32 protein-coding genes are annotated in these 25,355 nt (G+C 68.5%); 18 read left to right on the top strand and 14 right to left on the bottom strand.

Going from position 1 to position 25,355, the window contains the following annotated elements:
- The first annotated feature begins 91 nt into the window (after positions 1-91).
- The 7 genes from ACUN0C_RS08415 to rplS all read left to right on the top strand — a co-directional run bounded on the left by ACUN0C_RS08415 (position 92) and on the right by rplS (position 5,698).
- Complete coding sequence (locus ACUN0C_RS08415) at positions 92-1,321, top strand: YihY/virulence factor BrkB family protein (protein WP_445465883.1); 1,230 nt, start codon at positions 92-94, stop codon at positions 1,319-1,321.
- 156 nt (positions 1,322-1,477) lie between these two features.
- On the top strand, positions 1,478-2,992 hold the full coding sequence (gene ffh / locus ACUN0C_RS08410) for a signal recognition particle protein (protein ID WP_445465882.1): 1,515 nt from the start codon (positions 1,478-1,480) through the stop codon (positions 2,990-2,992).
- Between the two features lie 104 nt (positions 2,993-3,096).
- On the top strand, positions 3,097-3,477 hold the full coding sequence (gene rpsP, locus ACUN0C_RS08405; protein WP_445465881.1) for a 30S ribosomal protein S16: 381 nt from the start codon (positions 3,097-3,099) through the stop codon (positions 3,475-3,477).
- A gap of 39 nt (positions 3,478-3,516) precedes the next feature.
- Positions 3,517-4,026: a ribosome maturation factor RimM gene (rimM, locus tag ACUN0C_RS08400; protein ID WP_445465983.1), complete on the top strand. Its 510-nt coding sequence runs from the start codon at positions 3,517-3,519 to the stop codon at positions 4,024-4,026.
- A gap of 30 nt (positions 4,027-4,056) precedes the next feature.
- The gene (locus tag ACUN0C_RS08395) at positions 4,057-4,356 is read left to right on the top strand and encodes a putative quinol monooxygenase (protein ID WP_445465880.1); all 300 of its coding nucleotides are present in this window, start codon (positions 4,057-4,059) and stop codon (positions 4,354-4,356) included.
- A 9-nt stretch (positions 4,357-4,365) separates the two neighbouring features.
- Positions 4,366-5,058: a tRNA (guanosine(37)-N1)-methyltransferase TrmD gene (gene trmD / locus ACUN0C_RS08390; RefSeq protein ID WP_445465879.1), complete on the top strand. Its 693-nt coding sequence runs from the start codon at positions 4,366-4,368 to the stop codon at positions 5,056-5,058.
- Between the two features lie 169 nt (positions 5,059-5,227).
- Entirely contained in the window at positions 5,228-5,698 is a 471-nt protein-coding gene (rplS, locus tag ACUN0C_RS08385; protein WP_445465878.1) for a 50S ribosomal protein L19, read from the top strand.
- A gap of 84 nt (positions 5,699-5,782) precedes the next feature.
- Here the strand turns inward: rplS and ACUN0C_RS08380 are convergent, their stop codons facing one another.
- Positions 5,783-6,814, bottom strand: a complete 1,032-nt coding sequence (locus ACUN0C_RS08380) for an aspartate-semialdehyde dehydrogenase (RefSeq protein WP_445465877.1) — start codon at positions 6,812-6,814, stop codon at positions 5,783-5,785.
- Positions 6,815-7,170: 356 nt separating this feature from the next.
- Between ACUN0C_RS08380 and ACUN0C_RS08375 the strand changes: the two genes are divergently transcribed.
- Complete coding sequence (locus ACUN0C_RS08375; RefSeq protein ID WP_445465876.1) at positions 7,171-7,548, top strand: DUF6152 family protein; 378 nt, start codon at positions 7,171-7,173, stop codon at positions 7,546-7,548.
- Positions 7,549-7,557: 9 nt separating this feature from the next.
- On the top strand, positions 7,558-8,037 hold the full coding sequence (locus ACUN0C_RS08370) for a DUF6644 family protein (RefSeq protein ID WP_445465875.1): 480 nt from the start codon (positions 7,558-7,560) through the stop codon (positions 8,035-8,037).
- 55 nt (positions 8,038-8,092) lie between these two features.
- On the opposite strand, the gene ACUN0C_RS08365 is transcribed toward ACUN0C_RS08370, so the two are convergent.
- From ACUN0C_RS08365 to ACUN0C_RS08340, 6 genes are all read right to left on the bottom strand, one after another.
- On the bottom strand, positions 8,093-8,848 hold the full coding sequence (locus ACUN0C_RS08365; protein WP_445465874.1) for an outer membrane protein: 756 nt from the start codon (positions 8,846-8,848) through the stop codon (positions 8,093-8,095).
- Positions 8,849-9,296: 448 nt separating this feature from the next.
- Positions 9,297-10,046: an outer membrane protein gene (locus ACUN0C_RS08360; protein ID WP_445465873.1), complete on the bottom strand. Its 750-nt coding sequence runs from the start codon at positions 10,044-10,046 to the stop codon at positions 9,297-9,299.
- A gap of 269 nt (positions 10,047-10,315) precedes the next feature.
- Positions 10,316-11,425: a 3-isopropylmalate dehydrogenase gene (leuB, locus tag ACUN0C_RS08355; protein ID WP_445465872.1), complete on the bottom strand. Its 1,110-nt coding sequence runs from the start codon at positions 11,423-11,425 to the stop codon at positions 10,316-10,318.
- Between the two features lie 87 nt (positions 11,426-11,512).
- A complete protein-coding gene (locus ACUN0C_RS08350; RefSeq protein ID WP_445465871.1) occupies positions 11,513-12,022 on the bottom strand; it encodes an OsmC family protein in 510 nt (169 codons plus the stop codon).
- A 51-nt stretch (positions 12,023-12,073) separates the two neighbouring features.
- Positions 12,074-12,679: a 3-isopropylmalate dehydratase small subunit gene (gene leuD / locus ACUN0C_RS08345; RefSeq protein ID WP_445465870.1), complete on the bottom strand. Its 606-nt coding sequence runs from the start codon at positions 12,677-12,679 to the stop codon at positions 12,074-12,076.
- 49 nt (positions 12,680-12,728) lie between these two features.
- A complete protein-coding gene (locus tag ACUN0C_RS08340) occupies positions 12,729-13,154 on the bottom strand; it encodes a metallopeptidase family protein (RefSeq protein WP_445465869.1) in 426 nt (141 codons plus the stop codon).
- A gap of 214 nt (positions 13,155-13,368) precedes the next feature.
- Between ACUN0C_RS08340 and ACUN0C_RS08335 the strand changes: the two genes are divergently transcribed.
- A complete protein-coding gene (locus tag ACUN0C_RS08335; protein ID WP_445465868.1) occupies positions 13,369-13,746 on the top strand; it encodes a hypothetical protein in 378 nt (125 codons plus the stop codon).
- An 88-nt stretch (positions 13,747-13,834) separates the two neighbouring features.
- Here the strand turns inward: ACUN0C_RS08335 and leuC are convergent, their stop codons facing one another.
- The 5 genes from leuC to ACUN0C_RS08310 form a co-directional block, all read right to left on the bottom strand.
- Positions 13,835-15,250, bottom strand: a complete 1,416-nt coding sequence (leuC, locus tag ACUN0C_RS08330; protein WP_445465867.1) for a 3-isopropylmalate dehydratase large subunit — start codon at positions 15,248-15,250, stop codon at positions 13,835-13,837.
- A 62-nt stretch (positions 15,251-15,312) separates the two neighbouring features.
- Positions 15,313-15,480 (bottom strand): hypothetical protein, encoded by a 168-nt coding sequence (locus ACUN0C_RS08325; RefSeq protein ID WP_445465866.1) that lies wholly within the window; start codon positions 15,478-15,480, stop codon positions 15,313-15,315.
- 69 nt (positions 15,481-15,549) lie between these two features.
- The gene (locus ACUN0C_RS08320; RefSeq protein ID WP_445465865.1) at positions 15,550-16,242 is read right to left on the bottom strand and encodes a carbonic anhydrase; all 693 of its coding nucleotides are present in this window, start codon (positions 16,240-16,242) and stop codon (positions 15,550-15,552) included.
- A 74-nt stretch (positions 16,243-16,316) separates the two neighbouring features.
- Positions 16,317-17,189, bottom strand: a complete 873-nt coding sequence (locus ACUN0C_RS08315) for a PfkB family carbohydrate kinase (protein ID WP_445465864.1) — start codon at positions 17,187-17,189, stop codon at positions 16,317-16,319.
- Positions 17,189-18,370 carry an NAD(P)/FAD-dependent oxidoreductase gene (locus ACUN0C_RS08310; protein ID WP_445465863.1) on the bottom strand — a complete coding sequence of 394 codons (1,182 nt, stop codon included), beginning with the start codon at positions 18,368-18,370 and terminating at the stop codon, positions 17,189-17,191. The genes ACUN0C_RS08315 and ACUN0C_RS08310 overlap by 1 nt, the downstream gene beginning before the upstream one ends.
- A gap of 102 nt (positions 18,371-18,472) precedes the next feature.
- Between ACUN0C_RS08310 and ACUN0C_RS08305 the strand changes: the two genes are divergently transcribed.
- From ACUN0C_RS08305 to ACUN0C_RS08275, 7 genes are all read left to right on the top strand, one after another.
- Positions 18,473-19,351: an HpcH/HpaI aldolase/citrate lyase family protein gene (locus tag ACUN0C_RS08305; RefSeq protein WP_445465862.1), complete on the top strand. Its 879-nt coding sequence runs from the start codon at positions 18,473-18,475 to the stop codon at positions 19,349-19,351.
- A complete protein-coding gene (locus tag ACUN0C_RS08300; protein ID WP_445465861.1) occupies positions 19,348-19,566 on the top strand; it encodes a DUF1737 domain-containing protein in 219 nt (72 codons plus the stop codon). The genes ACUN0C_RS08305 and ACUN0C_RS08300 overlap by 4 nt, the downstream gene beginning before the upstream one ends.
- A gap of 99 nt (positions 19,567-19,665) precedes the next feature.
- Positions 19,666-20,187: a superoxide dismutase family protein gene (locus tag ACUN0C_RS08295; protein WP_445465860.1), complete on the top strand. Its 522-nt coding sequence runs from the start codon at positions 19,666-19,668 to the stop codon at positions 20,185-20,187.
- A 142-nt stretch (positions 20,188-20,329) separates the two neighbouring features.
- On the top strand, positions 20,330-20,728 hold the full coding sequence (gene sdhC, locus ACUN0C_RS08290) for a succinate dehydrogenase, cytochrome b556 subunit (protein ID WP_445465859.1): 399 nt from the start codon (positions 20,330-20,332) through the stop codon (positions 20,726-20,728).
- Between the two features lie 13 nt (positions 20,729-20,741).
- Positions 20,742-21,116, top strand: coding sequence for a succinate dehydrogenase, hydrophobic membrane anchor protein (gene sdhD / locus ACUN0C_RS08285; RefSeq protein WP_445465858.1), 375 nt, complete (start codon positions 20,742-20,744; stop codon positions 21,114-21,116).
- Between the two features lies 1 nt (position 21,117).
- Positions 21,118-22,953, top strand: coding sequence for a succinate dehydrogenase flavoprotein subunit (gene sdhA / locus ACUN0C_RS08280; RefSeq protein WP_445465857.1), 1,836 nt, complete (start codon positions 21,118-21,120; stop codon positions 22,951-22,953).
- 3 nt (positions 22,954-22,956) lie between these two features.
- Positions 22,957-23,733 carry a succinate dehydrogenase iron-sulfur subunit gene (locus ACUN0C_RS08275; protein ID WP_445465856.1) on the top strand — a complete coding sequence of 259 codons (777 nt, stop codon included), beginning with the start codon at positions 22,957-22,959 and terminating at the stop codon, positions 23,731-23,733.
- Here the strand turns inward: ACUN0C_RS08275 and ACUN0C_RS08270 are convergent.
- A complete protein-coding gene (locus ACUN0C_RS08270) occupies positions 23,702-24,229 on the bottom strand; it encodes a hypothetical protein (protein WP_445465855.1) in 528 nt (175 codons plus the stop codon). The genes ACUN0C_RS08275 and ACUN0C_RS08270 overlap by 32 nt on opposite strands.
- Before the next feature lie 252 nt (positions 24,230-24,481).
- On the opposite strand from ACUN0C_RS08270, the gene ACUN0C_RS08265 reads away from it, so the two are divergent.
- Positions 24,482-24,874, top strand: a complete 393-nt coding sequence (locus ACUN0C_RS08265; protein ID WP_445465854.1) for a VOC family protein — start codon at positions 24,482-24,484, stop codon at positions 24,872-24,874.
- 10 nt (positions 24,875-24,884) lie between these two features.
- On the opposite strand, the gene ACUN0C_RS08260 is transcribed toward ACUN0C_RS08265, so the two are convergent.
- Positions 24,885-25,355: a PaaI family thioesterase gene (locus ACUN0C_RS08260; RefSeq protein ID WP_445465853.1), complete on the bottom strand. Its 471-nt coding sequence runs from the start codon at positions 25,353-25,355 to the stop codon at positions 24,885-24,887.

The following is a 25,355-nucleotide window of genomic DNA, read 5'->3' as shown; positions in this document are numbered from 1 at the left end:
AACTTTCGCGGCATCCGGCCGGTTTCCGCCGTGCCGCAATGTGGCGGTCCCGAGGCAGGCAGTCCCCATGAACCCGCGGATGGAGCATCTCGTGAGAACCGAATCCGACCGCGGGCGCGACGCCCGGCGCCCCACGGAGATCCCCGCCAAGGGATGGAAGGACATCATCTGGCGCGTCAAGGACGAGATCGTCTCCGACCGCGTCTCGATCATCGCGGCGGGGACCACCTTCTACCTGCTCCTCGCGCTCTTTCCCGCGCTCGCGGCCTTCGTCTCGATCTACGGCTTCGTCGCCGACCCGGTCACCATCGCCGACCACGTCGCCTTCCTCGGCGGCGTGCTGCCGTCCGGCGGCGTCGAGCTCATCGAGAGCCAGCTCGAGCGCCTCGCCTCCCAGGACACCTCTGCCCTTTCCTTCGGCTTCGTCTTCGGCCTCCTGCTTGCGCTCTGGAGCGCCAACAACGGCATCAAGACGCTCTTCGAGGCGATGAACATCGCCTATGACGAGACCGAGAAGCGCGGCTTCATCAAGCTGAACCTCATCACGCTCGGCATCACCCTCGGCGCGATCTTCGTCGGCATCCTCTTCATTACCGCCGTCGGCATCGTCCCGGCCGCGATCGCGCTCCTCGGTCTCGGCGGCATGACCGAGATCCTGATCTCGGTGCTGCGCTGGCCGGTGCTCTTCCTCGTCGCCGCTTTCGCTATCGCCGTGCTCTACCGCTTCGGGCCGAGCCGCGAGCGCGCCGAATGGCGCTGGGTCACCTGGGGCAGCGGGCTCGCCACCGTGGTGTGGATCGTCGCCTCGATCCTGTTCTCCTGGTACCTCTCGAATTTCGCCGATTACGGCGCGACCTACGGCTCGCTCGGCGCCGTCATCGGCTTCATGATGTGGACCTGGATCTCCTGCTTCATCCTGATCGCGGGCGCCGAGCTCAATTCCGAGATGGAGCACCAGACCGTCCACGACACCACGACCGGGCCGGAGCGGCCGATCGGCGCGCGCGGCGCCGTGATGGCCGACACCGTCGGCAAGACCGCAAACGATCCGGAGCCCGGCAAGGGCCACGCTTTCTCCGCGCGGCCCGACCGGCCGGAGGACGGCAGCGAGGGCGAGGGCATGGCCGTCGGCCGCCCGAACGGCGCCGACGGGTCGGCGGGCGACGGCCGTGCGCCGCCGGCCGGCCGCCGCGCCCGCTCCGAGCCGGTCTCGATGAAGCGCCTCGCCATCGGCGTGCCGCTCATGGCCGCCCTCGGCTTCCTCAGCGGTCGCGCGGAGCGGCGGCGCGGTAGCGGGAACGGCGGAGGGCAGGGCGGCTGAACCCGCTTTCCTTGACGCCTGCCCCTTGTTCCGGTAAGGCCTCGACCCGAAATTCCGTAGGTCCGTGAAACGACCCGCCGACCGGCGCCGCGATGCCGGAGGTCAACACCCGCCAGCGATCTTCGCCCGCGGGTGCGCTAACGCTTTGAGGTTCGCGTGTTCGAGTCCCTTTCAGACCGCCTGAGCGGCATCTTCGACAAGATCACCGGGCGTGGCGCGCTGTCGGAGGCCGACGTCAGCGAGGCGCTGCGCGAGATCCGGCGCGCGCTGCTCGAGGCCGACGTCGCGCTCGACGTCGTGAAATCCTTCACCGACAAGGTGCGCACGCGCGCCGTCGGTGCCGAGGTCATCCGCTCCGTGAAGCCGGGCCAGATGGTCGTGAAGATCGTCCACGACCAGCTCGTGGAGATGCTGGGCTCGGAAGGCGAGGCGATCGACCTCGCCGCCGCGTCGCCGGTCCCGGTCATGATGGTCGGCCTGCAGGGCTCCGGCAAGACGACGACGACCGCCAAGATCGCCAGGCGATTGACCGAGCGCCAGCGCAAGAAGGTGCTCATGGCCTCGCTCGACACGCGCCGCCCGGCCGCTCAGGAGCAGCTGCGCGTGCTCGGCGAGCAGGTCGGCGTGGCGACGCTCCCGATCGTCGCCGGCCAGACGCCGGTCGAGATCGCGCGTCGCGCCATGAACGCGGCCCGCCTCGGCGGCTATGACGTCGTGATGCTCGACACCGCCGGCCGGACCCATGTCGACGAGCCGCTGATGATCGAGATGCAGGAGATCAAGGCGGCGACCGGGCCGCACGAGATCCTGCTCGTCGCCGACGCGCTGACCGGCCAGGACGCCGTCAACGTCGCGCGCTCCTTCGATGCCCGCGTCGGCGTCACCGGCATCGTGCTCACCCGCGTCGACGGCGACGGCCGCGGCGGCGCGGCGCTCTCCATGCGCGCCGTCACCGGCAAGCCGATCAAGCTCATCGGCGTTGGCGAGCGCATGGACGCGCTCGAGGACTTCCATCCGGCGCGGATCGCCGACCGCATCCTCGGCATGGGCGACATCGTCTCCCTCGTCGAGAAGGCGGCCGAGAACATCGACGCCGAGAAGGCGAAGCAGCAGGCGGCCAAGCTCAAGAAGGGCGAGTTCGACCTCGACGACCTCGCCGAGCAGTTCCGCCAGATGCAGAAGATCGGCGGCATGTCGGGCATCCTCGGCATGATGCCGGGCATCGGCAAGATGAAGAAGCAGCTCGAGGGCGCCGGCCTCGACGACCGGCTCATCAAGCGCCAGATCGCCATCATCTCCTCCATGACGCGGAGCGAGCGGCGAAAGCCGGCGCTGATGAACGCGAGCCGCAAGAAGCGCGTGGCGACGGGCTCCGGCACCGACGTGCAGGACGTCAACAAGCTCCTCAAGATGCACCGCCAGATGGCCGACCTCATGAAGAAGTTCGGCAAGCAGAAGGGCGGCCTCGGCGCACTCTTCGGCGGCGGTCAGCCGCAGGTCGATCCGGCCATGCTGGAGCAGGTCCAGAAGGGCGGGCTCGGCGGTCTCGGCGGCGGCGGGCTGCCGGGCGGGTTCGGCAACCTGAATTCCATCGCCGGCGGGCTCGGCGGGCTGCCCGGCCTCGGCGGCGGTGGCGGCCTTCCCGGCTTCGGCAAGGGAAAGAAGAAGTAGCGCAGGGACATGGCTCCGCCCGCGGCCGTGCCGGCTTCCTCGGCGGCCGGGCGGGGCATCAATTCCAAGACACTCGAACACAGACGAACTGGAAGGACTGAACAATGGCAGTGAAGATCAGACTGGCGCGCGGCGGCTCGAAGAAGCGGCCGTTCTACCGCATCGTGGCGGCGGACGAGCGCGCCCCGCGCGACGGCCGGTTCATCGAGAAGCTCGGCACCTACAACCCGCTCCTGCCGAAGGACCATGCCGAGCGCGTGGTGATGGATCTGGAGCGTATCCAGGAATGGCTCGGCAAGGGGGCGCAGCCGACCGACCGCGTGCTCCGCTTCCTCGACGCCGCCGGCGTGGCCAAGCGCCCGGCGCGCAACAATCCGAACAAGGCCGAGCCCGGCGCCAAGGCCAAGGAGCGCGCCGAGGCCCGTCGCCAGAAGGCGGAAGCGGCGGCGGCGAGCGTCGACGGCGAAGGCGGCATCACCGAGTAGGCCGGGCCTTCGGTGGCTCCGGTGTCCGACAAGGTGCTCATGGCCCGCATCGGCGGGCCGCACGGCGTGCGCGGCGAGGTCCGGGTGAAGAGCTTCACCGGCGACCCGGCCGCGCTCGGCGATTACGGCCCGCTCTGGAGCGAGGACGGCCGCCGCTTCGTCGTGGAGCGGCTCAGGCCGGCCAAAGACATGCTGGTCGTGAAGTTCGCCGGCATAGAGCTCCGCGACGATGCGGAAGCACTGAACGGCACCGATCTCTATGTCGCACGCGAGGCCCTGCCGCCGCCTGCCGACGAGGACGAATTCTACCACGCCGATCTCATCGGCCTCGAAGCGGTCACGGCGGAGGGCGAGCCGCTCGGGCGGATCACCGCCGTCCACGACTTCGGGGCGGGCGACCTCCTCGATGTCGCGCTGGAGGCGGGCGGTTCGCGGCTCGTGCCCTTCACGAAGGACGCGGTGCCGGTGGTCGACTTCGCGGCCGGGCGCGTGGTCGTCGTTCCGCCGCCGGAGACGGAAGCACGTCCGGGACCGGACGATGATGCGTAGTCGCCGCCGGCCGGATTGCGGAGTGACGCCATGATCATCGTCGCCGGCTCGATCCGCGTTCCCGACGACCGGATCTACGATCTCATGCCCGCCATGCACGACGTCATCGCCGCGACGCGGCGGGAGCCGGGCTGCATCACCTATTCCTACGCTTTCGACGTGGAAGACCGCGGGCTCGTGCGCATCTTCGAGGAATGGGAGAGCCGGACCGAACTCGAGGCGCATTTCCGCCAGCCGCACATGGGGCCGTGGCGGCTGAAGCTCGTCGAGGTGGGCGCGAGGGGGCGCAGCCTCAGCATCTACGAGGCGGCGCCCGGCGAGCCGATCTAGGGCGCGGCGATGGCCTTCCGCGCGACCGTCCTGACCCTCTATCCGGAAATGTTCCCGGGCCCGCTCGGCGTCAGCCTTTCGGGCAAGGCGCTCGCTGCGGGGCTCTGGTCGCTGGAGGCGCGGAACATCCGCGACCACGGCATCGGCGCCCACCGCGCCGTCGACGACACGCCCGCCGGCGGGGGCGCCGGCATGGTGCTGCGCGCCGACGTGCTTGCCGCCGCCATCGACGCCGCGCTCTCCCCCGGCGATCCCCGGCCGCGGCTCCTCATGAGCCCGCGCGGCGCGCCGCTGATGCAGGCCCGCATCCGCGACCTCGCGGCCGGCGATGGAGCGCTGATCGTGTGCGGCCGCTTCGAGGGTGTGGACGAACGCGTGATCGAGGGCCGCTCCTTGGAGGAGGTCTCGATCGGGGATTACGTGCTCTCTGGCGGCGAGTTGGCCGCCATGGTTCTCCTCGACGCCTGCGTTCGCCTGCTGCCCGGCGTCATGGGGGCGGAGGCCTCCGGCGAGGAGGAGAGCTTCGAGGCGGGCATGCTGGAATACCCGCATTATACGCGGCCGTCCGTCTGGGAGGGCCGCGCGATTCCCGACGTGCTCCTCTCCGGCCATCACGGGCGGATCGCCGCCTGGCGGCGTGCCGAGGCGGAGCGGATCACGCGTGCGCGCCGCCCGGACCTGCTGGCGGGAAATGAGGGGTGAGCGCGGGTTGGGAATGCGGATTCCGCGCCCATATTACGCAGCACCATGCATCGACAGCGCGGCCGCAGCGGTGTATAGGAGCCGCGGAATCCCGATCGATGTGGATAGAGATCATGCCGCGCCCCGGCGGCGAGCACGAATGGGCGCGACGAGACGAGGTATTTGAGCGATGAACGTGATCCAGCAGATCGAGCAGGCGGAGATGGCCGCCGTTGCCGCCAAGCGCGACGTACCCCCGTTCGAGCCGGGCGACACCGTCCGCGTCCACGTCCGCGTGACGGAAGGCACCCGCACGCGCCTGCAGGCCTATGAGGGCGTCTGCATCGCGCGCAAGGGCGGCGGCATCAACGAGAGCTTCACGGTGCGGAAGATCTCCTACGGCGAGGGCGTCGAGCGCGTCTTCCCGGTCTTCTCGCCGATCGTGGAGAAGATCGAGGTCGTCCGGCGCGGCAAGGTGCGGCGCGCGAAGCTCTATTACCTGCGCGGCCGCATGGGCAAGTCGGCCCGCATCGTCGAGGCGACGAATGCGCGCGCCAAGCGGCTGAACGAGGAAGCCCGCGAGATCGCTGCCACGGCCAAGGCCGAGGAAGCCGCCGCGAAGAAGGCCGCCAAGGAAGCCGCCGCCGAAGCGCAGGCCTGAGCGGCACACGGCATCGGAGAATGCGAAAGGGCGGCGCCGCGGCGCCGCCCTTCTTCGTTCCGGCCGCGGCCGCGACGCGCCCTGTCAGGCCGCCTTGCGGCTCGCGACGAGGCCGCGATTGACCAGCAGCTCCGCGATCTGGATGGCGTTGAGCGCGGCGCCCTTGCGCAGATTGTCGGAGACCACCCACAGCGAAAGGCCGTTCTCGACGGTGATGTCCTCGCGGATGCGCGAGATGTAGGTCGCGTCCTCGCCGGCGCATTCGAAGGGGGTCACGTAGCCGCCGTCCTCGTGCTTGTCGACGACCAGGCAGCCCGGCGCCTCGCGCAGGATGTCGCGCGCCTCCTCGGCGCTGATCGGCCCCTCGAACTCGATGTTGACCGCCTCCGAGTGGCCGATGAAGACCGGCACGCGCACGCAGGTCGCCGTCAGCTTGATCTTCGGGTCGAGGATCTTCTTCGTCTCCGCCACCATCTTCCACTCTTCCTTCGTGTAGCCGTCCTCCATGAAGACGTCGATGTGCGGGATGACGTTGAAGGCGATCCGCTTGGTGAACTTCTTCGCCTCGACCGGGTCGGCGACGAAGACCGCGCGCGTCTGGTTGAAGAGCTCGTCCATGGCGTCCTTGCCGGCACCGGATACGGACTGGTAGGTCGCCACCACCACGCGCCTGATGCGGGCGCGGTCATGGAGCGGCTTCAGCGCCACCACGAGCTGCGCGGTCGAGCAGTTCGGGTTGGCGATGATGTTCTTGCGGCGGAAGCCCTCGACTGCGTCGGCGTTCACTTCGGGCACGACGAGCGGCACGTCGGAATCGTAGCGCCAGGCCGAGGAATTATCGATCACGACGCAGCCCTGCGCGGCGATCCTCGGCGACCATTCCTTTGACACCGAGCCGCCCGCCGACATCAGCGCGATGTCGGTGCTCTTGAAATCGTGGTGCTCGAGCGTCTGCACCTTCAGCGTCCGATTCCCGAAGGACACTTCGGTGCCCTGGCTGCGCCGCGAGGCGAGGGCGACCACCTCGTCGGCGGGGAAGCCGCGCTCGTCGAGGATGTCGAGCATCTCGCGGCCGACATTGCCGGTTGCGCCGATGACAGCAATCTTGAGACCCATCGGTCTACTCCTTCTCGTCCCTCTCCCGGCTCCTGTCCGACGGCAGCTTCAGGCGGCCGATGCGGATCGTCTCTCCCTTCGAGACCCCGCGGGAGAGTTGAGGGCGGAAGGGATGGCTAGCGCGTGGCCGTTTTCGTGGGATGCGTCGAGGGGCCGACAGCGAGCGCAGCCGGATCGGCGGTCGTGCGCGTGCGCAGGTCCATTGGTCGATCCTCGAACTGCCTGCTATCTATACGGAAAGGGCCGGATGTCAACGCGACCGCGCCGCCGCGGCCGCACGGCCTCACGAAGCCGTGCTTCGAAGCGTGCCCGTCCTGCTCTACATGAGCCGGGACATTGCAAACGGAGACCGCCCGATGCTGACCCGGCGCGACCTGCTCGTCCCGATCATCGCAACCGTGCTGGCGCCTGCCGCCGCCTTGGCGCATCACGGCTGGGGCTGGACGGAAGGCGCCGTCTTCGTGCTCGAGGGCACGATCGAGGAGATCTTCCTGGGCAATCCGCACGCGATGCTGAAGGTGCGCGCTGCCGACGGGGTGTGGGAGGTCGACCTCGCGCCGCCGATCCGCACGCGGCGCGCCGGGTTCGACGAAGAGGCGGCTGCGGTGGGCGACGCGGTGGTGGTGCGGGGCCACCGCTCCAGCAACCCCGGCGACCGGCACATGAAGGCCATCCGCGTGGAGGTGCGCGGCAAGACCTACGACGTCTATCCGGATCGCGTGCACGAGCTCTGACGACCGGCGGTGCCGGTGGATTGGCTCGCCTGGATTGCCGCCTGGCCGATCGCCGGGTGGCTCCGCCGATCGCTCTACGTGTATCCCTTCGTCAATGCGGCGCATCTGCTCGGGATCGCGCTTCTGGTCGGTGCGGCCGTGCCTGCCGATCTCCGCCTGCTCGGCTGCTTCAAACGCTTCCCGCTGCCCGATCTCGTCCGCTATCTCACGGGCTGGGCGGCTCTCGGCCTCGGCCTCGCGGCGGTCACCGGACTCCTGCTCTTCACGGTCAAGCCGCAGGATTACGCAGCCAATCCCGCATTCCTCGCCAAGGTCGCTCTCGTGCTCCTCGGGACCGCCAACGCCCTCGCCCTCCGACGGACGTCGGACTGGCGGTTGATGGAGAGGGGCGAGCCCGTGTCGGGCCGCATCCGCCTCGGGGCTGCGGTTTCGCTCGCATGCTGGCTGCTCGCCCTCGTCGCGGGGCGATGGATCGCCTTCCTGGATTGAGCTCCGGTTTCCGGATCGGGCAGGGCGGCTGGTACGCTTGCGATCCGCCGGCGCCTCAGAGCCCCGAGAAACGGTAGTTCAACCCGACACGCACCGTGTGGTAGCCCGGCGTCGGGACGGTGACATAAGTAGCGCTGCGCAGCGGGTCGATGCTGATGTCGATGTACTGGTACTCGCCCTTCATCGACAGGTTTTCATTGAAGGCATATTCTACACCTCCGCCCAGTACGTAGCCCCACTTGGCGTCGTTGTTCCGCATCACCTCTGTTGGCGCCGGAACCGTGACAGTGGTGCGGTAATCGACCATCGCCAAAGCCACGCCGGCGGTGCCATAGACCAGGAAACGGTCGAACGTGATGCCGGCGCGGGCGCGGAGCGTCGCATACCAGTCGAGATCGGTGCTTGCGAATCCGGTCACGGCCACGGCGCCCGAAGACACTCTCGTCGGCAGCCTGTCGTCTATGCCGGTCCACTGGAAATCGCCTTCGGCGCCGACGACGAACTGGCCGAGCTGAAGGTTGTAGCCGGCCTGCAAGCCGCCCAGCCAGCCGTTCGGGCTGAAGGTGCCGATGTTGCCGAACAGTGCCCGAACCGGCGGTGTCCCGATTCCGACGCGGTCGTCGATGCCCCAGCCGTAACCCACGCTGACGCCGAGATAGCCGCCGGACCAAGTGAAGAGCGGCACGGAGGTGATCGGCGCCACCGCGGGCGCGATCGGTTGGATCGGAAGATCTGCGGCCATCACGCCGGAACTTGCCAGCGCCGCCACCAACAGCGCCGAACCTGCCGCCACCTTCATCAGCCCCTCCATCCGAGTCGCCTCGACCCTGTCCCGGAGAAGACTCTTACTCCGCTTTATATAAAACGCTACAAGTAAACGAAAATAAAATCGCGCCGATGACCGCAGATGCAGCCCCGAGGTGCGTCTGTTCTCAAACTATACCCGCAGCGATTGCACGCGACATGTTTGGGGGGAAAAGTTGTTTTGGGAAAAACCGGAGCAAGCTCTACGTGCGAGCTGCCGCCTCCGACGGTTCAGCGGGGCCTGCAGAACGAGGGCGCCACGCAGCCGTTGAGCGATCGATGCTCCCGCAGGCAGCTGCAGCCGTCTTCGCGCGACGCAGGCTGCTGGCGCCCACACCGGAAGGACGCTTTAAGCGCTCCCTTGCCGCCACCGAGCGGTGATCCCGTTTCGCGTGCCGGACAAAAAAAGCCGCCGGCCCTGAGGCCGGCGGCTTCGCTTGCAATGGGTTCCGTTCTCAGAAGCCGGAGAAGCGGTAGTTCAGGCCGACGCGGACCGTGTGCAGCTGCGAGGTCGGAACGGTGCTGAAATTCGCGCTCCGCAGGGTCTCGTCCACGCCGAGGTCGACGAACATGTATTCCGCCTTGGCGGACAGGTTCTCGTTGAAGGCGAACTCGGCACCCGCGCCGAGCGCGTAGCCCCACTCGGTGTCGCTGCTGCGAATGGTCTGAGCCGCCGGGGCGGTGACGTTCACGCGGTAGTCCACGTTGCCGAAGGCGAGACCGCCGGTGCCGTACAGCAGGACCCGATCGATCGCCACGCCCGCGCGGGCGCGAACGGTGCCGTACCAGTCGATGTCCGTGCTGGACGAAGCGGTTGCGAAGCCCGACGGGCCGCCGTTTGTGTTGCGCGAGCCGATGCGGTCGTCGATGCCGGTCCACTGGACGTCGCCCTCGATGCCGACCACGAACTGGTCCATCTGCCAGTTGAAGCCGGCCTGCACGCCGCCGAGCCAGCCCTGCGGGTCCATCGTGCCGATGTTCCCGTAGGCGCCCGGCTGCGGGCGGGTGCCGATCCCGACGAGGTCGTCACGGCCCCAGCCGTAGCCGACGTTCGCGCCGACATAGAAGCCGGACCAGGTGAAGAGCGCGACGGATTCGATCGGCGCAGGCGCCATCGGTTCCATGGCGATGGGCAGATCGGCGGCCATGGCGCTGGTGCTCACCAGCCCACCGACCACCAACAACGAAAGAGCTGTGGACTTCATGTAAAGGTTCCTTTCCGGCCAGGCCCCCCGACCTCCGAAGCCGGCACTATGTCGCGAATGGCCCGCCCTGCCTATTGCAGAAAAGACACGGTCGCGGACAGTCGAAAGGCCGATCAGCCCTTCTAAAGGGTTGAACGCACACGAAAAGGTGATCCGGAGCATCCAGTTTACGCATTGAGCACCGGGCAGGGGCCGGACAAGGGAGTGCCCGCCGAAGCCCCAGCGGGGGCGCCGACAGCGGAGAACCTGTCGCCGCCGCCGGCCTCGGGTCACGCGCTGAGGCGCTGGAATTCCGTCAGGATCGCCGCGCCCATGCCGTTCGTGCCGACCTGCGTCATGCCCGGCGACATGATGTCGCCGGTCCTCAGCCCGCCGTCGAGCGCACTCGCGATCGCCGCCTCCAGCCTGTCGGCAAGCTCCACGAGCCCGAACGAATAGCGCAGGCACATCGCCAGCGAGGCGATCATGGCGATCGGGTTTGCGATCCCCTTGCCGGCGATGTCCGGCGCCGTGCCGTGGACCGGCTCGAAGAGCGCCTTCCGCTTCTTGCTGATCGGGTCGGGCGCGCCGAGCGATGCGGAGGGCAGCATGCCGAGCGAGCCGGTGAGCATCGCCGCCACGTCGGACAGGATGTCGCCGAAGAGGTTGTCCGTCACGATCACGTCGAATTGCTTTGGCCAGCGGACGAGCTGCATGGCGCCCGCATCGGCGAGCATGTGCTCGAGCTGGACGTCCTGGTATTCCCGGCGGTGAAGATCGGTCATCACCTCGTTCCAGAGCACGCCGGACTTCATCACGTTCCGCTTTTCCATGGACGTGACCTTGTTGCCTCGCGTGCGGGCGAGCTCGAAGGCGACGCGACCGATCCGCTCGATCTCGTAGGTGTCGTAGACCTGCGTGTCGATGCCGCGCTTCTGGCCGTTCCCGAGATCGATGATCTCCTTCGGCTCGCCGAAATAGGTGCCGCCCGTCAGCTCGCGCAGGATCAGGATGTCGAGGCCTTCGACGACCTCACGCTTCAGCGACGAGGAATCGGCGAGTGCTGGGTAGCAGATCGCCGGGCGGAGGTTGGCGAACAGGTCGAGTTCCTTGCGCAGGCGCAGGAGCCCGGCTTCCGGCCGCACGTCGTACGGCACGCCGTCCCATTTCGGGCCGCCGACCGCGCCGAAGAGAACGGCGTCCGCGCTCTGCGCCCTCGCCATGGCGTCTTCCGTCATCGCGACGCCGTACGCGTCGTAGGCGGCGCCACCGACCAGGTCCTCCTCCGTCTCGAACGAAGCCAGCCCGGCCTCATTGATGAAGGCGAGGATCTCCTTCACCTCGTTCATGATTTCCGGGCCGATTCCGTCGCCGGGCAGGAGAAGGAGCTTGTAGGTCATCGTTGTTCGATCCGCCTGAGGAGAAAAGTGGCCCTTGCTAGCGGCAGCCGGAACGCTCTGCAACCGGTCTCGGGCGGATCGTCCGCGCTATGCCCGGGCCATCCCGACCTGCAGGTCCGGTGTCGTCCGGATCGTCTGGAGCACGACGCAATAGCGTTCGGTGAGCTTCAGGAGCTGATCGAGCTTGTCCGGGGGCGCGTCGGTATCGACCTCGAAGCTCAGGCGGATGGTGCGGAAGCCAACGGGCGCCTCCCGGTCGACGGCGAGGGTGCCGCGGAAGTCGAGGTCGCCTTCGGCACGGACCCTGCCGCCCTTCAGCTCGATCCCGATCGCTGTCGCGACCGCCTTCATGGTGACGCCGGCACAGGCGACGAGGGCTTCCAGCAGCATGTCGCCCGAGCAGGCTTCGAACCCCGAGCCCCCGGTCGCCGGGTGCAGCCCTGCGGTGACGAGCGCACGTCCCGTCTCCACGCGGCACGCTATGGTGCTGTCGTCGAGCGCTCCCTCGGCGCGTAGCGTGACGAGCGCGGCATCAGGCTCGCTGCGATAGCGGTCCTTGAGCGGAGCCTGCAGGGCTCTCAGCGCTTCGGCGTCCATCCTCGTCCTCCCAGTCGCGCACGGGACCCCGCCTGAATCGACCGGACCGGGTCAGACCCAGGGGCGCTCCGCTTCCAGCCTGTTCTCGAACCCCGCGATCGCCGAGTTCTTCTCGAGCGTCAGGCCGATGTCGTCGAGCCCGTTCAGGAGGCAGTGCTTGCGGAACGGGTCGATGTCGAACGCGATCGAGCCGCCGTCCGGGCCGCGGACCTCCTGTGCCTCCAGATCGATCGTCAGCGTCGCGTTCGCGCCGCGTGAGGCGTCGTCCATCAGCTTGTCGAGGTCCTCGGGCGAGACCACGACCGGCAGGATGCCGTTCTGGAAGCAGTTGTTGTAGAAGATGTCGGCGAAGCCGGTCGAGATCACGCAGCGGATGCCGAAATCCTTGAGCGCCCAGGGCGCGTGCTCACGCGAGGAGCCGCAGCCGAAATTGTCGCCGGCGACGAGGATCTGCGCCTTCCGGTAGGCCGGCTTGTTCAGCACGAAATCCGGGTTCTCCGAGCCGTCCTCGTTGTAGCGCATCTCGAAAAAGAGCGACTTGCCGAGGCCCGTCCGCTTGATCGTCTTCAGGAACTGCTTCGGAATGATCATGTCGGTGTCGACGTTGACGATCGGCATCGGCGCCGCCACGGCGGTCAGCGTGGTGAACTTGTCCATCTTTCTTCTCCTCGTAGCCTGATAGCCGAGCGCGCCGGGGCTGGAAAGCCTAGTCGATGCTCGCCTCGATTTCTTCCATGTCCTCGTCCGAAAGGCCGAAATGGTGCCCGATCTCGTGGATCAGGACGTGGGTGACGACGTCCTCGATGCGCTCGTCCTCCTCCCGCCCGAAATCGAGGATCGGCTGGCGGTACAGCCAGATCCGGTTCGGCAAGGCGCCCGTTTCCGGAACCGCCGGCCCGTGGGCGAGCCCGACGCCCTCGAAAAGCCCGAGGAGATCGAGCGGATCATCGATCTCGAGCTCTTCCAGCGCCTCTCGATCCGGCCATTCCGCGACCCGGATCTGGACGATCCCGGTCAGTGCCAGGAACGCCTCCGGAAGCGCCTCATAGGCCCTGATCGCGAGCTGTTCGAAAGCCTCCAGGCCCATCGCTTTCCCCTCACCGGCATAAAGTCGGTCTTCGTGATCGGCCATCGCTCAGGTCCCAGCTTCTCGGCGGTGCCATGGGCGGGCGGATCGGCTGCAACAGCTAAGTTCCTGTTCCATCACATTTCTTTCAAGGAACAGTGGAGCGATCGCCACGTTCAACCGCCGAGGCACGACACGACCTCGCTCGGGCCGCATCGAGAAGCCGCTCCGCGCTTTCCACGGCCCAGGACCAACACTCGACACCCCAAGGAGTCCGTCGATGAACACCATGAAACTCGCCGCTGCATCCACCGCCGCGCTGCTGCTCAGCCTCAGCGCCGCCAATGCCGAACTGATCTTCCGCCAGGACGAGACCGGCAACCGCGTGGTCGTCAACACGGATACCGAAGTCGAGGTCCAGGCCCTCGACGCCGGCCCGGAAGGCGACCGTCCGGCGAATTGCGTCGCCGGCGCCTACTGGACCCGCATGGACGGCGAGCGCGAAATCTTCACCTCCTGCGACGATGAGAACACCCGCTACATGCGCACCGTCACGACGACCGGCAGCGTGGCGGGTGGGCCGAGCGCCGACCGCCCGACCGAGCGCATGGACCAGGCCCTCGAGCCCTTCGCGCCGGACACCGGAGGCAACCGCTAAGCCCTGGCACCGACCGGGCAAGGAGAGGCGGAGCGCACGCTCCGCCTCTCTTCTCGTCGATCGTTGCCCGCCGTCCGCCGAACGACCTCTATGCCCCGGCCGGCCACTCGCGCACATCCACGAAATGGCCGGCGATCGCCGCGGCGGCCGCCATGGCCGGCGAGACGAGGTGCGTGCGGCCCTTGTAGCCCTGTCGGCCCTCGAAATTGCGGTTCGACGTCGACGCGCAGCGTTCCTCCGGCGCCAGCTTGTCCGCATTCATGGCCAGGCACATCGAGCAGCCCGGCTCGCGCCAGTCGAAGCCCGCCTCCCGGAAGATCCGGTCGAGGCCCTCGGCCTCCGCCTGCGCCTTCACCAGGCCGGAGCCCGGCACCACCATCGCCCGCACGCTTTCGGCGACCTTGCGACCCTCGACGATCTTCGCCGCGGCCCGCAAATCCTCGATGCGGCCGTTGGTGCAGGATCCGATAAAGACCCGGTCGAGACGGATGTCCGTCATCCGCGTCCCGGGCGTCAGGCCCATGTACTTCAGCGCCCGCCACTTCGAGGTACGCTTGTTCTCGTCCGCGATCAGGTCGGGATCCGGGACGGCGCCGGTGATCGAAACCACGTCCTCCGGCGACGAGCCCCAGGTGACGATCGGCGGAAGGCTGGCGGCATCGAGCCGCACTTCGCGGTCGAAATGGGCGCCGGCGTCCGACGGCAGGGTCTCCCAGTAGGCGCGCGCCATGTCCCACGCCTTGCCGGTCGGGGCACGCGGCCGATCCTGGATGTAGGCATAGGTGGTCTCGTCGGGCGCAACCATGCCGGCCCGTGCGCCACCCTCGATCGACATGTTGCAGAGCGTCATCCGCCCTTCCATCGAGAGCGCCCGGATGGCCTCGCCGGCATATTCGATCACGTGGCCGGTGCCGCCGCCGGTGCCGATCTCGCCGATGATGGCGAGGATGATGTCCTTGGCGGTGACGCCGTCCGGCAGCCTGCCGTCCACCGTCACGCGCATGTTCTTCGCCTTCTTCTGGATCAGCGTCTGCGTGGCGAGCACGTGCTCGACCTCGCTCGTGCCGATGCCATAGGCGAGCGCCCCGAAGGCGCCGTGCGTGGAGGTATGGCTGTCGCCGCAGACGATGGTCATGCCGGGCAGGGTGAAGCCCTGCTCGGGTCCGATGATGTGGACGATGCCCTGCCGCACGTCCCGCTCGTCATAGTACTCGACGCCGAAATCCGCCGCGTTCTGCGCCAGCGTCTCGACCTGGAGCCGGGATTCCGGGTCGGCGATGCCGTGGCTGCGGTCCGAGGTCGGCACGTTGTGGTCGACGACGGCCAGCGTCTTTTCGGGGGCGTGGACCTGCCGGTGCGCGATCCGCAGCCCCTCGAAGGCCTGGGGGCTGGTCACCTCGTGGACGAGATGGCGATCGATGTAGAGGAGCGTGGTGCCGTCGGGCTGTTCGTCGACGACGTGATCCGACCAGATCTTGTCGTAAAGGGTCTTCGGTTCGCTCATGATGATACTCGCGGGAATGGGCGTTGCGTCGGGGCTCGTCCGGGCGCGGGCAGCGCGCCAGGTCAGACGGCGGTAAGGAGCGAGCCGTCGGCCGCGTGCAGCCGTGCGAAGAACCGCCAGGGCAACCGGGCATGATCGCAGATCGCGGCGAATCCGAGCGTCGTCCGCGCCTGCGCAGGAACGGGCGCAGCAGGGCGCACGCCCCTGCGGATGTCAGCGATCCAAGCCATGGCCCGTATATATCAGCGCGGCGCGGCGTCCACAATCACTGCGACCATCCGCGCCGCTCGGCAATGCGGTCAGCTTCCCGGCGCCTCGACCCGGTCCGGCTCGCTCTCGTGCCGTTCGCCGACCTCGTCCGGGCGGCTGAAGTCGCCGGAGGCCGGGTCCATCACCCAGAGCTCGCCGCTGCCGATGTCGAACCACGCGCCGTGGAGCGACAGATCCCCCGCCCGCTCGCGTTCGGCCACGTGCGGGAACGTCCGCAGATTGGAAATGGAGTTCCGCACCGAGATGCGCTCCAGCGCAGTCTCCCGCTCGGACGTAGTCATCAGGCTCGTGCCGGAGAGCGTCCGGGACGCCGGCCCGAGCAGGCTCATCCACTTGCCGATGAAGTCACCCGGCGAGAGCGGCTCGAGGTTCTCGTCGAGCGCCGCCTTGATGCCGCCGCAGCGGCCGTGCCCGAGCACGACGATGTGCGCGACCTTCAGCACCTGGACTGCGAACTCGAGCGCGGCGCTGGTGCCGTGATACTCGCCGTCCGGCTCGTAGGGCGGAACCAGGTTGGCGACGTTGCGCACCACGAAGAGCTCGCCCGGGCCTGCATCGAAGATCGTTTCCGGGGCCGCCCGGCTGTCGCAGCAGCCGATCACCATCACGCTCGGCGTCTGGCCGGCTTCGGCGAGCTTGCGGTATCGGATCCGCTCCGATTCCAGCCGCGTGGCGGCAAATGCGCGATAGCCGTCGAGAAGGTGGGGAGGGAAGTGCGTCATGGTGATCTGAGGCTCCAGTCGCGCGCGCGACTTGATGCGACAACCGCGCGTCGGACGCAATCGGGTTCGTGCGTTCAGGTCAGCGGCCGCGGCTTCAGGCTAAGGCGCGGCGCGAGGCGGCGGACGTTCACGAGCGCGCGCGGCTGGACCAGCGCGTGCTGGAACTCGGCGAGCATCATCTCGTCCGCGCCGGCCTTGGCGCTTGCCGCAACCACCTCGAAGACGCTCGCGGCCGCCATTTCCAGCGCCTTGATCGGCTTCCGCCCTTCCAGGAGGCGCGCGAGCAGGAGTGCGGACAGGAGGTCCCCGGTGCCCTTCACAGCGGTTTCGATCGCCGGATGCTCGGCCAGCACCGCGTCGCCCTCGCTCACGAGGAGGTTTCCGACATGGCCGCGCATCAGCGCCGTGGCCGAGGTGACGACCGTTGCGGCGCAGGACAGCCGGGCGGCGTGCTTCGCCTCCTCGCCGGGGGCCGCGGGAGCGCCGGCGAGCCAGGCGCATTCGAAGGCGTTGGGGGTGGCGACATCGGCGAGCGGGAGCAGGAGGTCGTGGATGGCGGCGGCGATTCCTTCTTCCACGTAGAGCCGGCCGCCGTCGCCGATGACCGGATCGCAGAGATAAAGCGCGCCCGGATTGGCGGCCTTCACGGCTTTGACGAGAGCGGCCGCCGCCTCGACCTGGCCGGCGGACGCGAAATAGCCTGTCACGATCCCGCCGACCGAGGCGAGGTCCGGGTCTTGCGCCAGTGCCGCGGCGAGAGCCGCGAAGTCGCTCTCGGCCACCGGGGTCCGCGGACCCGGCCCGTGGCCCGGATGCCGGGCGAGGAGGATCGTCGGAAGAAGCCACACCGGGTGCCCGAGCCGTTCGAGCGCGAAGCCCATCGCCCGGTTGCCGACGGCGCCGCGCGCCACCTGGCTCGAGATCGCGATGACGACGGGCCGGGCCATCAGATCACCGCCGCCTCGATGACCGGCCGGCCGGCGGCGATGCGCTCGAAGCCGAACGCGCCGAAGTCGATGCTCCGATAGGCGCCGAAGGCGACGATCTCGGCGAGCGCGCGGCCGACCGCCGGCGATTGCTGCAGCCCATGGCCGGAGAAATCGTTGGCATAGAGGAGATTGGGCACTTCGGGATCAGGTCCGAGGATGGCGTTCTGGTCGAGCGTGTTGAAGTCGTAATGGCCGACCCAGGCGCTCTTCACCTTGAGCCGCTCGAAGGCCGGGATGCGGCGGGCGAGGGCGGGCCAGAGGCGCTCCTCGAAGATCGCGTGATCCGGGTCGAAGTCGCTCGGGTCGGCAGCCGAATCCTCCGAGGCCGGCGGCGAATAGCCGGTCAGGTATCCGCTTCCTTCCGGCCGGATCCAGACGCCGGAGGGGTCCGCGACGAGCGGCAGGCTGTTCGGCCCGTCGGGGCAGTCCACGACGAAGACGGTGCGCTTGCGCGGCTCGACCGGGAGGGTGCGTCCGGCGAGCGCTGCGATCCGGGCGGCGGCGGTGCCGGCCGCGTTGACCAGCGTGCCGCAGCCGAGCGCGCTGCCGTTCGCGAGGTGAACGCCTTCGATGGCCGCGCCTTTCCTCGCGATGCCCGTGACGGCGCCGGTGACGGCCACGGCGCCGGCCGCCCGTGCGCCGTGGCGGAGCGCGCCCAGAAGCGTGGCGGCATCGAACCAGCCCTCGCCGGAGAGCCCCAGCGAGCCGGCGCCGATCGCCTCCAGCGAGAGCCAGGCAAAGCGGTTGGCGAGCCCCTCGCGGTCGAGCAGCGCCACGTCTGCGCCCTCGGCGATCTGGATGCGGTGGCTCGACGCGAGCAACGGCGCCCCCTCCGGCGTGGCGAGAATGAGATAGCCGCTCTCGCGCAGCTGCGGATCGAATTCCGGCCCGTGCTCGTCCGCGAGGCCGCGGAGGAACGCCAGCCCGAAGCGCGACGCGCGGATGTTCTCGGGCGTGGAGAACTGCTGGCGGATGGACGCTGCCGACAGCATGGTCGCCGCCCGCCGGAAGGTGGGGTCCTGCTCGACGAGCGCGACGCTGCCGGGAAAATCGAGCACGCGCTTCAGGAAATAGGCGACCGCCGATCCGACCGCGCCGCCGCCGACGATCACCACGTCGAAGTGCTTGTCGAAGGCCATTCCGCGCTTCCCGTCCTGCGCCGCAACCGCATGCTTTGTGCGACGGGAGGGTGCCGCCCGGCAATCCTTGCGCGGCTCCGGCCCTGCGGCTAAAGGCCAGCCATGACCCGATACCGCCCCCGCCGCTCCGTCCTTTACGTTCCCGCCGACAAGAAGCGGGCGATCGAGAAGGCGCGCACGCTCGCCGCCGACGCCATCATCCTCGACCTGGAGGACGCCGTCCTGCCCGAGACGAAGGCCGAGACGCGCGAGGCGCTGAGGAGCGCGGTCGGCGCGCTCAAGGGCGAGCGCGAGGTGATTGTCCGGGTGAACGGGCTCGCCTCCCCGCACGCGACCGAAGACATCCTCGCCGCGATCGGCGCCGGTGCCGACGCCGTGCTCGTGCCGAAGGTGACCGGCCCCGAGGACGTCCGCACCGCCGCAGCCGCCCTTGCCGATGCGGATTCGCCGGCGCGGCTGTGGGTGATGATCGAGACGCCGAAGGCGCTTCTCTCCGTCGGCGCGATCGCCGCCCTTGCCGAGGACCAGGCGGTGCCGCTCGACTGCCTGGTGCTCGGCACCAACGACATCGTGCTGGAGACGCGGGTCGCCTCGACGCGCGACCGCGCGGTCCTGGTGCCGTGGTTCGCTTCCGTCGTGATCGCGGCCCGTGCCTACGGCCTTGAGGTTCTCGACGGCGTGCTGAACGACTTCCGCGACACGGATCGCCTCGAGATCGAATGCCGGCAGGCGCGCGATCTCGGCATGGGCGGCAAGACCGTCATCCACCCCGCCCAGATCGAGATCGCGAACCGCATATTCACCCCGGGCGAGGCGGAGGTCGCGGCCGCGCAGGCGATCGTCGACGCCTTCGCCCGCCCCGAGAACGCCGGCCGCGGCGTGATCGCGATCGACGGCCAGATGGTGGAGCGCCTGCATCTCGACCAGGCGGAGCGACTGCTCGCGATGGCGCGGGCGATGGGCGGCGGGAGCGCGGCGTGAAGCTCTACCGCTACCTGACCGGCTTCGACGACGCCGCCTTCTGCAAGAAGGTCTCCGAAGCGCTCAACAAGGGCTGGGAGCTCCACGGCTCGCCTGCCCTGACGTTCGACACGACGCAGGGGCGCGTCGTGTGCGGCCAGGCCGTGGTCAAGGACGTCCACGGCGAGTGGACGGACGCCATGAAGGGCGACGACTTCAAGCTCTCGCAGCAATAGCCGGTCCTCCGCCACGCCGCGATCCGCCTGCAGCCCTTGCCGGAACGGCCGGCGGGTCCATTCTTCTTCGTGGGAAGACCCGACCACGGAGAACACGTCATGATTTGGAGGAGTTGGTTGCTCGCCGCGGCAGCGACGGTGCTCGTCGTGCCGGCGGCCTTCGCGCAACAGGACGGCGCCACGGCGAAGGCGGTGATGAAGGGCGCCGACGGCGCCGACCACGGCGAGGTGACGCTGACGCAGACGCCGTCCGGCGTGCTGCTCCGCGCGACGCTCACGGGCCTGCCGCCCGGACCCCACGGCTTCCACTTCCATGCCGTGGGCGCGTGCGAGCCGCCGTTTGAATCGGCGGGCGGGCACTACAACCCGGACGAGAAGAAGCATGGCTTCATGGCGGAGGAGGGACCTCACGCCGGCGACATGCCGAACGTCACGGCGGATGCCGAGGGCAATGCCACGGTCGAAATCCTCACCACGCTGGTTTCGCTCGAGAAGGACGCCGGCAACACCGTCTTCGACGAGGACGGCACCTCCCTGATGGTGCATGCCGGTCCGGACGACTACGCCACCGACCCCTCCGGCGGCTCGGGCGACCGCATCGCCTGCGGCGTCGTGGAATAAAGGATTCATTGCACCAGGAACGCCGGTGGTAACCGGCGTTCCGCAAAGCATTTTTTGCTTCTTTTTGCACCGCATCATTTGAATTCGCGCGCGGTTGCCTGTTATGAGCGTGTCCACGTTTGGATACGGCAGGAGCCGAGGCATGGCGCATTCCGATGCGAAGGCAGCGCGACCGCTGTCGCCGCACCTCACGATCTTCCGGCCGCTCATCACGATGGTCATGTCCATCGTTCACCGGATCACCGGAGCGGCACTCTATTTCGGCATGCTCCTGCTGGCCTGGTGGCTGGTTGCGCTGGCGAGCGGCCCTGAGGCGTTCGGCACGGTGGACCGCTTCCTCGGCTCATGGTTCGGGATGCTGATCCTCTTCGGCTTCACCTGGGCGCTCGTCCACCACATGCTGGGCGGGCTCCGCCACCTGGTCTGGGACACGGGCGCCGGGTTCACCCGAGCCGCCCGCAACGGGCTCGCCTGGGCCACGATCATCGGCTCCGTCCTGCTCACGCTCCTCATCTGGATCGTCGCCTTCATCGCCCGTTAGGAACTGGAAAGACATGCGCACAGCGCTCGGACAAGTCCGCGGCCTCGGGTCTGCCAAAGCGGGCACCGGCCATTTCATCGCGCAACGGCTGACCTCGGTCACCGGCGCCATTCTCATCACCGCCTTCGTCATCCTGGTCATCTCGGTGAACGGCGACAGCTACGAGGAGGTGAGGCGGACCCTCGCGTCCCCGCTCGTGACGGTGCTGGTGCTCGGTGCGGTGATCTCGACCGTCGTCCACATGCGCATCGGCATGCAGATCATCATCGAGGATTACGTTCACGGCGAACTCGCCAAGGTCGCGCTGCTCGCGGCGAACTGGATCTTCGCCTGGGCCATCGGCCTCACCTGCATCGTGGCGATCCTGAAGATCGCCTTCGGAGACTGAGATGGCCGGCAACGGAAAAGAAGACGGACTGTCCGGTCCGGCGGTGAACGGGCGCGCCTACCCGGTGACCGAGCACCAGTTCGACGTCGTCGTCGTCGGAGCCGGCGGCGCCGGGCTGCGCGCGACGCTCGGCTGCAGCGAGGCGGGGCTGCGCACCGCCTGCGTGACCAAGGTGTTCCCGACGAGGTCGCACACCGTGGCTGCGCAGGGCGGCATCTCGGCGGCGCTCGGAAACATGGGCCCGGACGACTGGCGCTGGCACATGTACGACACCGTGAAGGGGTCGGACTGGCTCGGCGACCAGGACGCCATCGAGTACCTGTGCCGCAACGCTCCGGAGGCGGTCTACGAGCTCGAGCACTGGGGCGTGCCGTTCTCGCGGACCGAAGAGGGCAAGATCTACCAGCGCCCGTTCGGCGGAATGACCACGAACTACGGCAGGGGCACTGCGCAGCGCACCTGCGCGGCCGCCGACCGCACCGGCCACGCCATGCTGCACACCATGTACGGCCAAGCGGTGCGCAACGCCGCGCAGTTCTTCGTCGAGTACTTCGCCATCGACCTTCTGATGGACGACGGCGTCTGCCGCGGCGTCGTCGCGCTGTCGATGGACGACGGCACGATCCACCGCTTCCGCGCCCATCGCACGATCCTGGCGACCGGCGGCTACGGCCGCGCCTATTTCTCCTGCACGTCGGCGCACACCTGCACCGGCGACGGCAACGCGATGGTCCTGCGCGCCGGGCTGCCGCTCCAGGACATGGAGTTCGTGCAGTTCCACCCGACCGGCATCTACGGCTCCGGTTGCCTCATCACCGAGGGCGCGCGCGGGGAGGGCGGATACCTGACCAATTCCGAGGGCGAGCGCTTCATGGAGCGCTACGCGCCGTCGGCCAAGGACCTCGCCTCGCGCGACGTCGTCTCGCGCGCCATGACCATGGAAATCCGCGACGGGCGGGGCGTCGGCCGCGAACGCGACCACATCCACCTGCATCTCGAGCATCTCGACCCGGCCGTGCTGCACGAGCGGCTGCCCGGCATCTCGGAGACCGCGAAGATCTTCGCCGGCGTCGAAGTCACGCGCGAGCCGATCCCGGTTCTGCCGACGGTGCACTACAACATGGGCGGCATCCCGACGAACTTCCACGGCGAGGTGCTGACCAAGGCGAACGGCGATCCGGACCAGGTCGTCCCCGGCCTGATGGCGCTCGGCGAGGCGGCCTGCGTCTCGGTGCACGGCGCGAACCGGCTCGGCTCCAACTCGCTCATCGACCTCGTCGTGTTCGGCCGTGCTGCCGGCAAGCGCTGCGCGGCGACGCTCACCCCCGGCGAATCGCACCCGGAGCTGCCGGAGAGCGCGACCGACATGGCTCTGATGCGGCTCGACCGCGCCCGGCGCGCCAATGGCGGCACGCCGACGGCCGAGCTCCGCGGCCGCATGCAGCGCGTCATGCAGAACAACTGCGCCGTGTTCCGCACCGGCGAGGTGCTCGAGGAGGGGCACGGCCTCATCCACGAGGTCTGGCGCGGCTCCGACGACATCCGCGTGACGGATCGGTCGCTCATCTGGAACACCGACCTGATCGAGACGCTGGAATATCAGAACCTCATCATCCAGGCGGTGGTGACGATGGATTCCGCCGTGAACCGCACCGAGAGCCGCGGCGCCCATGCCCGCGAGGACTACCCGGACCGCGACGACGTGAACTGGATGAAGCACACGCTCGCCTTCTGCGACCTGGAAGCACGGTCGGTCTCGATCGACTACCGCCCGGTCCACACCTACACGCTCACCAACGACGTGCAGTACGTCGAGCCCAAGAAGCGGGTGTACTAGAGAATGGTCCAGCTCACGCTCCCGAAGAATTCCACCATCTCCGAAGGCAAGGCCTGGCCGAAGCCGGCGGCGAGCAAGACCAGGGAGTTCCGCATCTATCGCTGGGACCCCGACGACGGGCGCAATCCGCGCATCGACACGTTCCATGTCGACACCGAGGATTGCGGGCCGATGGTCCTCGACGCGCTGCTGTGGATCAAGAACAAGGTCGATCCGACGCTGACGCTCCGCCGCTCCTGCCGCGAAGGCATCTGCGGCTCGTGCGCGATGAACATCGACGGCATGAACACGCTCGCCTGCACCAAGGGCTACGACGAGGTGAAGGGCCCGGTGAAGGTCTACCCGCTCCCGCACATGCCGGTGGTGAAGGACCTCGTGCCCGACCTCACCCGCTTCTACGCGCAGCACGCCTTCATCCAGCCCTGGCTGAAGACGGCCTCGCCCACGCCGCAGAAGGAATGGCGGCAGTCGCGCGAGGACAGGGCGAAGCTCGACGGCCTCTACGAGTGCATCCTGTGCGCCTGCTGCACGACCTCCTGCCCGAGCTACTGGTGGAACGGCGACCGCTATCTCGGCCCGGCCGCGCTGCTCCAGGCCTATCGCTGGCTGATCGACAGCCGCGACGAGGGGACCGGCGAACGGCTCGACGACCTCGAGGATCCGTTCCGGCTCTACCGCTGCCACACCATCATGAACTGCGCGCAGACATGCCCGAAGGGCCTGAACCCGGCGAAGGCGATCGCCGAGATCAAGAAGATGATGGTCGAGCGCCAGGTCTAGTTCGGGACCCCGAGCTGGCCGGCATGCCGGGCCGGGAGGCCGGCTGCGCGGCGGACGCTTGCGCCTTCTCGTGGGCGAAGCGGACGCATTCGGCGACCAGCGGCGCGCAAAGCTGATTGCGGCCGGAAATGGCGTCGTTCGCCCCGGCATAGGCGATCCGCACCACCTTTTGGCCCTCGAAGAGGACCTGCATCCGGCAGTCGCCCCCGCCGCTCATGCTCATCGATGCGCCGATCATGGTGGGCAGGACGGGGAGGCTGACGCCGGTCGCCGACGGAGTCGCCTTCTCGTAGCTCCAGATCTCCACGTCGCCCTGCCTGTGCGCCTTGGTGGGAAACCCCGCGCACATGCGGATGTCGGTGTCGCTGAAGCCGATGAGCGCGGAGCGCGCCTCCTGGACCGGGCCGAAGCGGTTGGCGACGCAGCCGGCCGTCATCAGTGCGGTGGCCACGATCGCGAGCGGCGTTCCGAGGCGCGCGAGGACTCGTGCTGTCATGGATGCCTCGTCTTCGGTTCGGCGGACGGGGCGCCGCCGACGTCGGCAGGCCCAGCTGCAGGCCCGATATGCGCGAATCCCGTGGCGAGCCCAGCGGAATGGTAGGAGTTCGTCGCGGAGGCTCAACCCGGGCGCGGTAACATTATGCTGCAGTGCAGCGGTCCGTCGGGGTTTCGGTGCCCGGCCTTGGGGCTTGAGGAGCGCGCTCGCCCGGCCCTAGCCTGGGCGCGGCTGCTCCGAAGGAGGACGCGCGTGCTCGATCATGTGGGACTCGGATTTTCAGATTACGGCGCCACGCTGGAATTCTACCGCCGCGCGCTCGCCCCGCTCGGAATCGCCGTCGTGATGCAGATCACGAAGGAGGAGACCGGCGGCGCCTTCGAGGGCGCGGGGTTCGGGCGCGACGGCAAGCCCTTCTTCTGGATTCATGGCGGCGCAAAGGTGTCGCCCGGCATCCACGTCGCATTCGCGGCAGATGCCCGCGCAGCGGTCGATGCCTTCTACGAGGCCGCCATCGCGGCGGGTGGGACGGACAACGGCCCGCCCGGCATCCGCGCCCACTACCACCCGAATTATTACGGCGCCTTCGTCCTCGACCCGGACGGGCACAACGTGGAAGCCGTGTGCCACAAGCCCGAAGGCTGATTGCGGCCGCTCAACCGCCGGGCGGGAAGACCATGCAGGTGCCGCTGCCATGCGCGAAGAGGCGGCCGTCCTCGTCGCGCAGCCACGCCTCCGCGGTGGCGATGCGGCGCCCGCGATGAACGATCCTGCCTTCGCAATGCAGGGTGCCCGTGGCCGCGGTGATCGGCCGGGTCAGGTTCACCTTGAACTCGACCGTCGTGTAGCCCTCGCCGGCGGCGAGGGTGGAGTGAACGGCGCAGGACAGTGCCGAATCGAGCAGCGTGGCCGGCCAGCCGCCGTGCACCGTTCCGAGCGGATTGTAGAACATCTGGCTGGCGCAGCCGCGGAACAGCACGCGCCCGTACTCGACCTCCGCGAGGTGGAAATCGAGCACCTCGCCGATCGGCGGCTGGGGGTGGTCGCCGGCAATGATCCGGCGCAGGAAGGTGAGGCCGTCTTCGTCCGTGACCGCCGGGGCGGCGAGGTTCTCGCCTTCGGTCAT

This window comes from Faunimonas sp. B44 (genome assembly GCF_052655945.1).
This window is presented reverse-complemented; position numbering and strand designations above follow the sequence as displayed.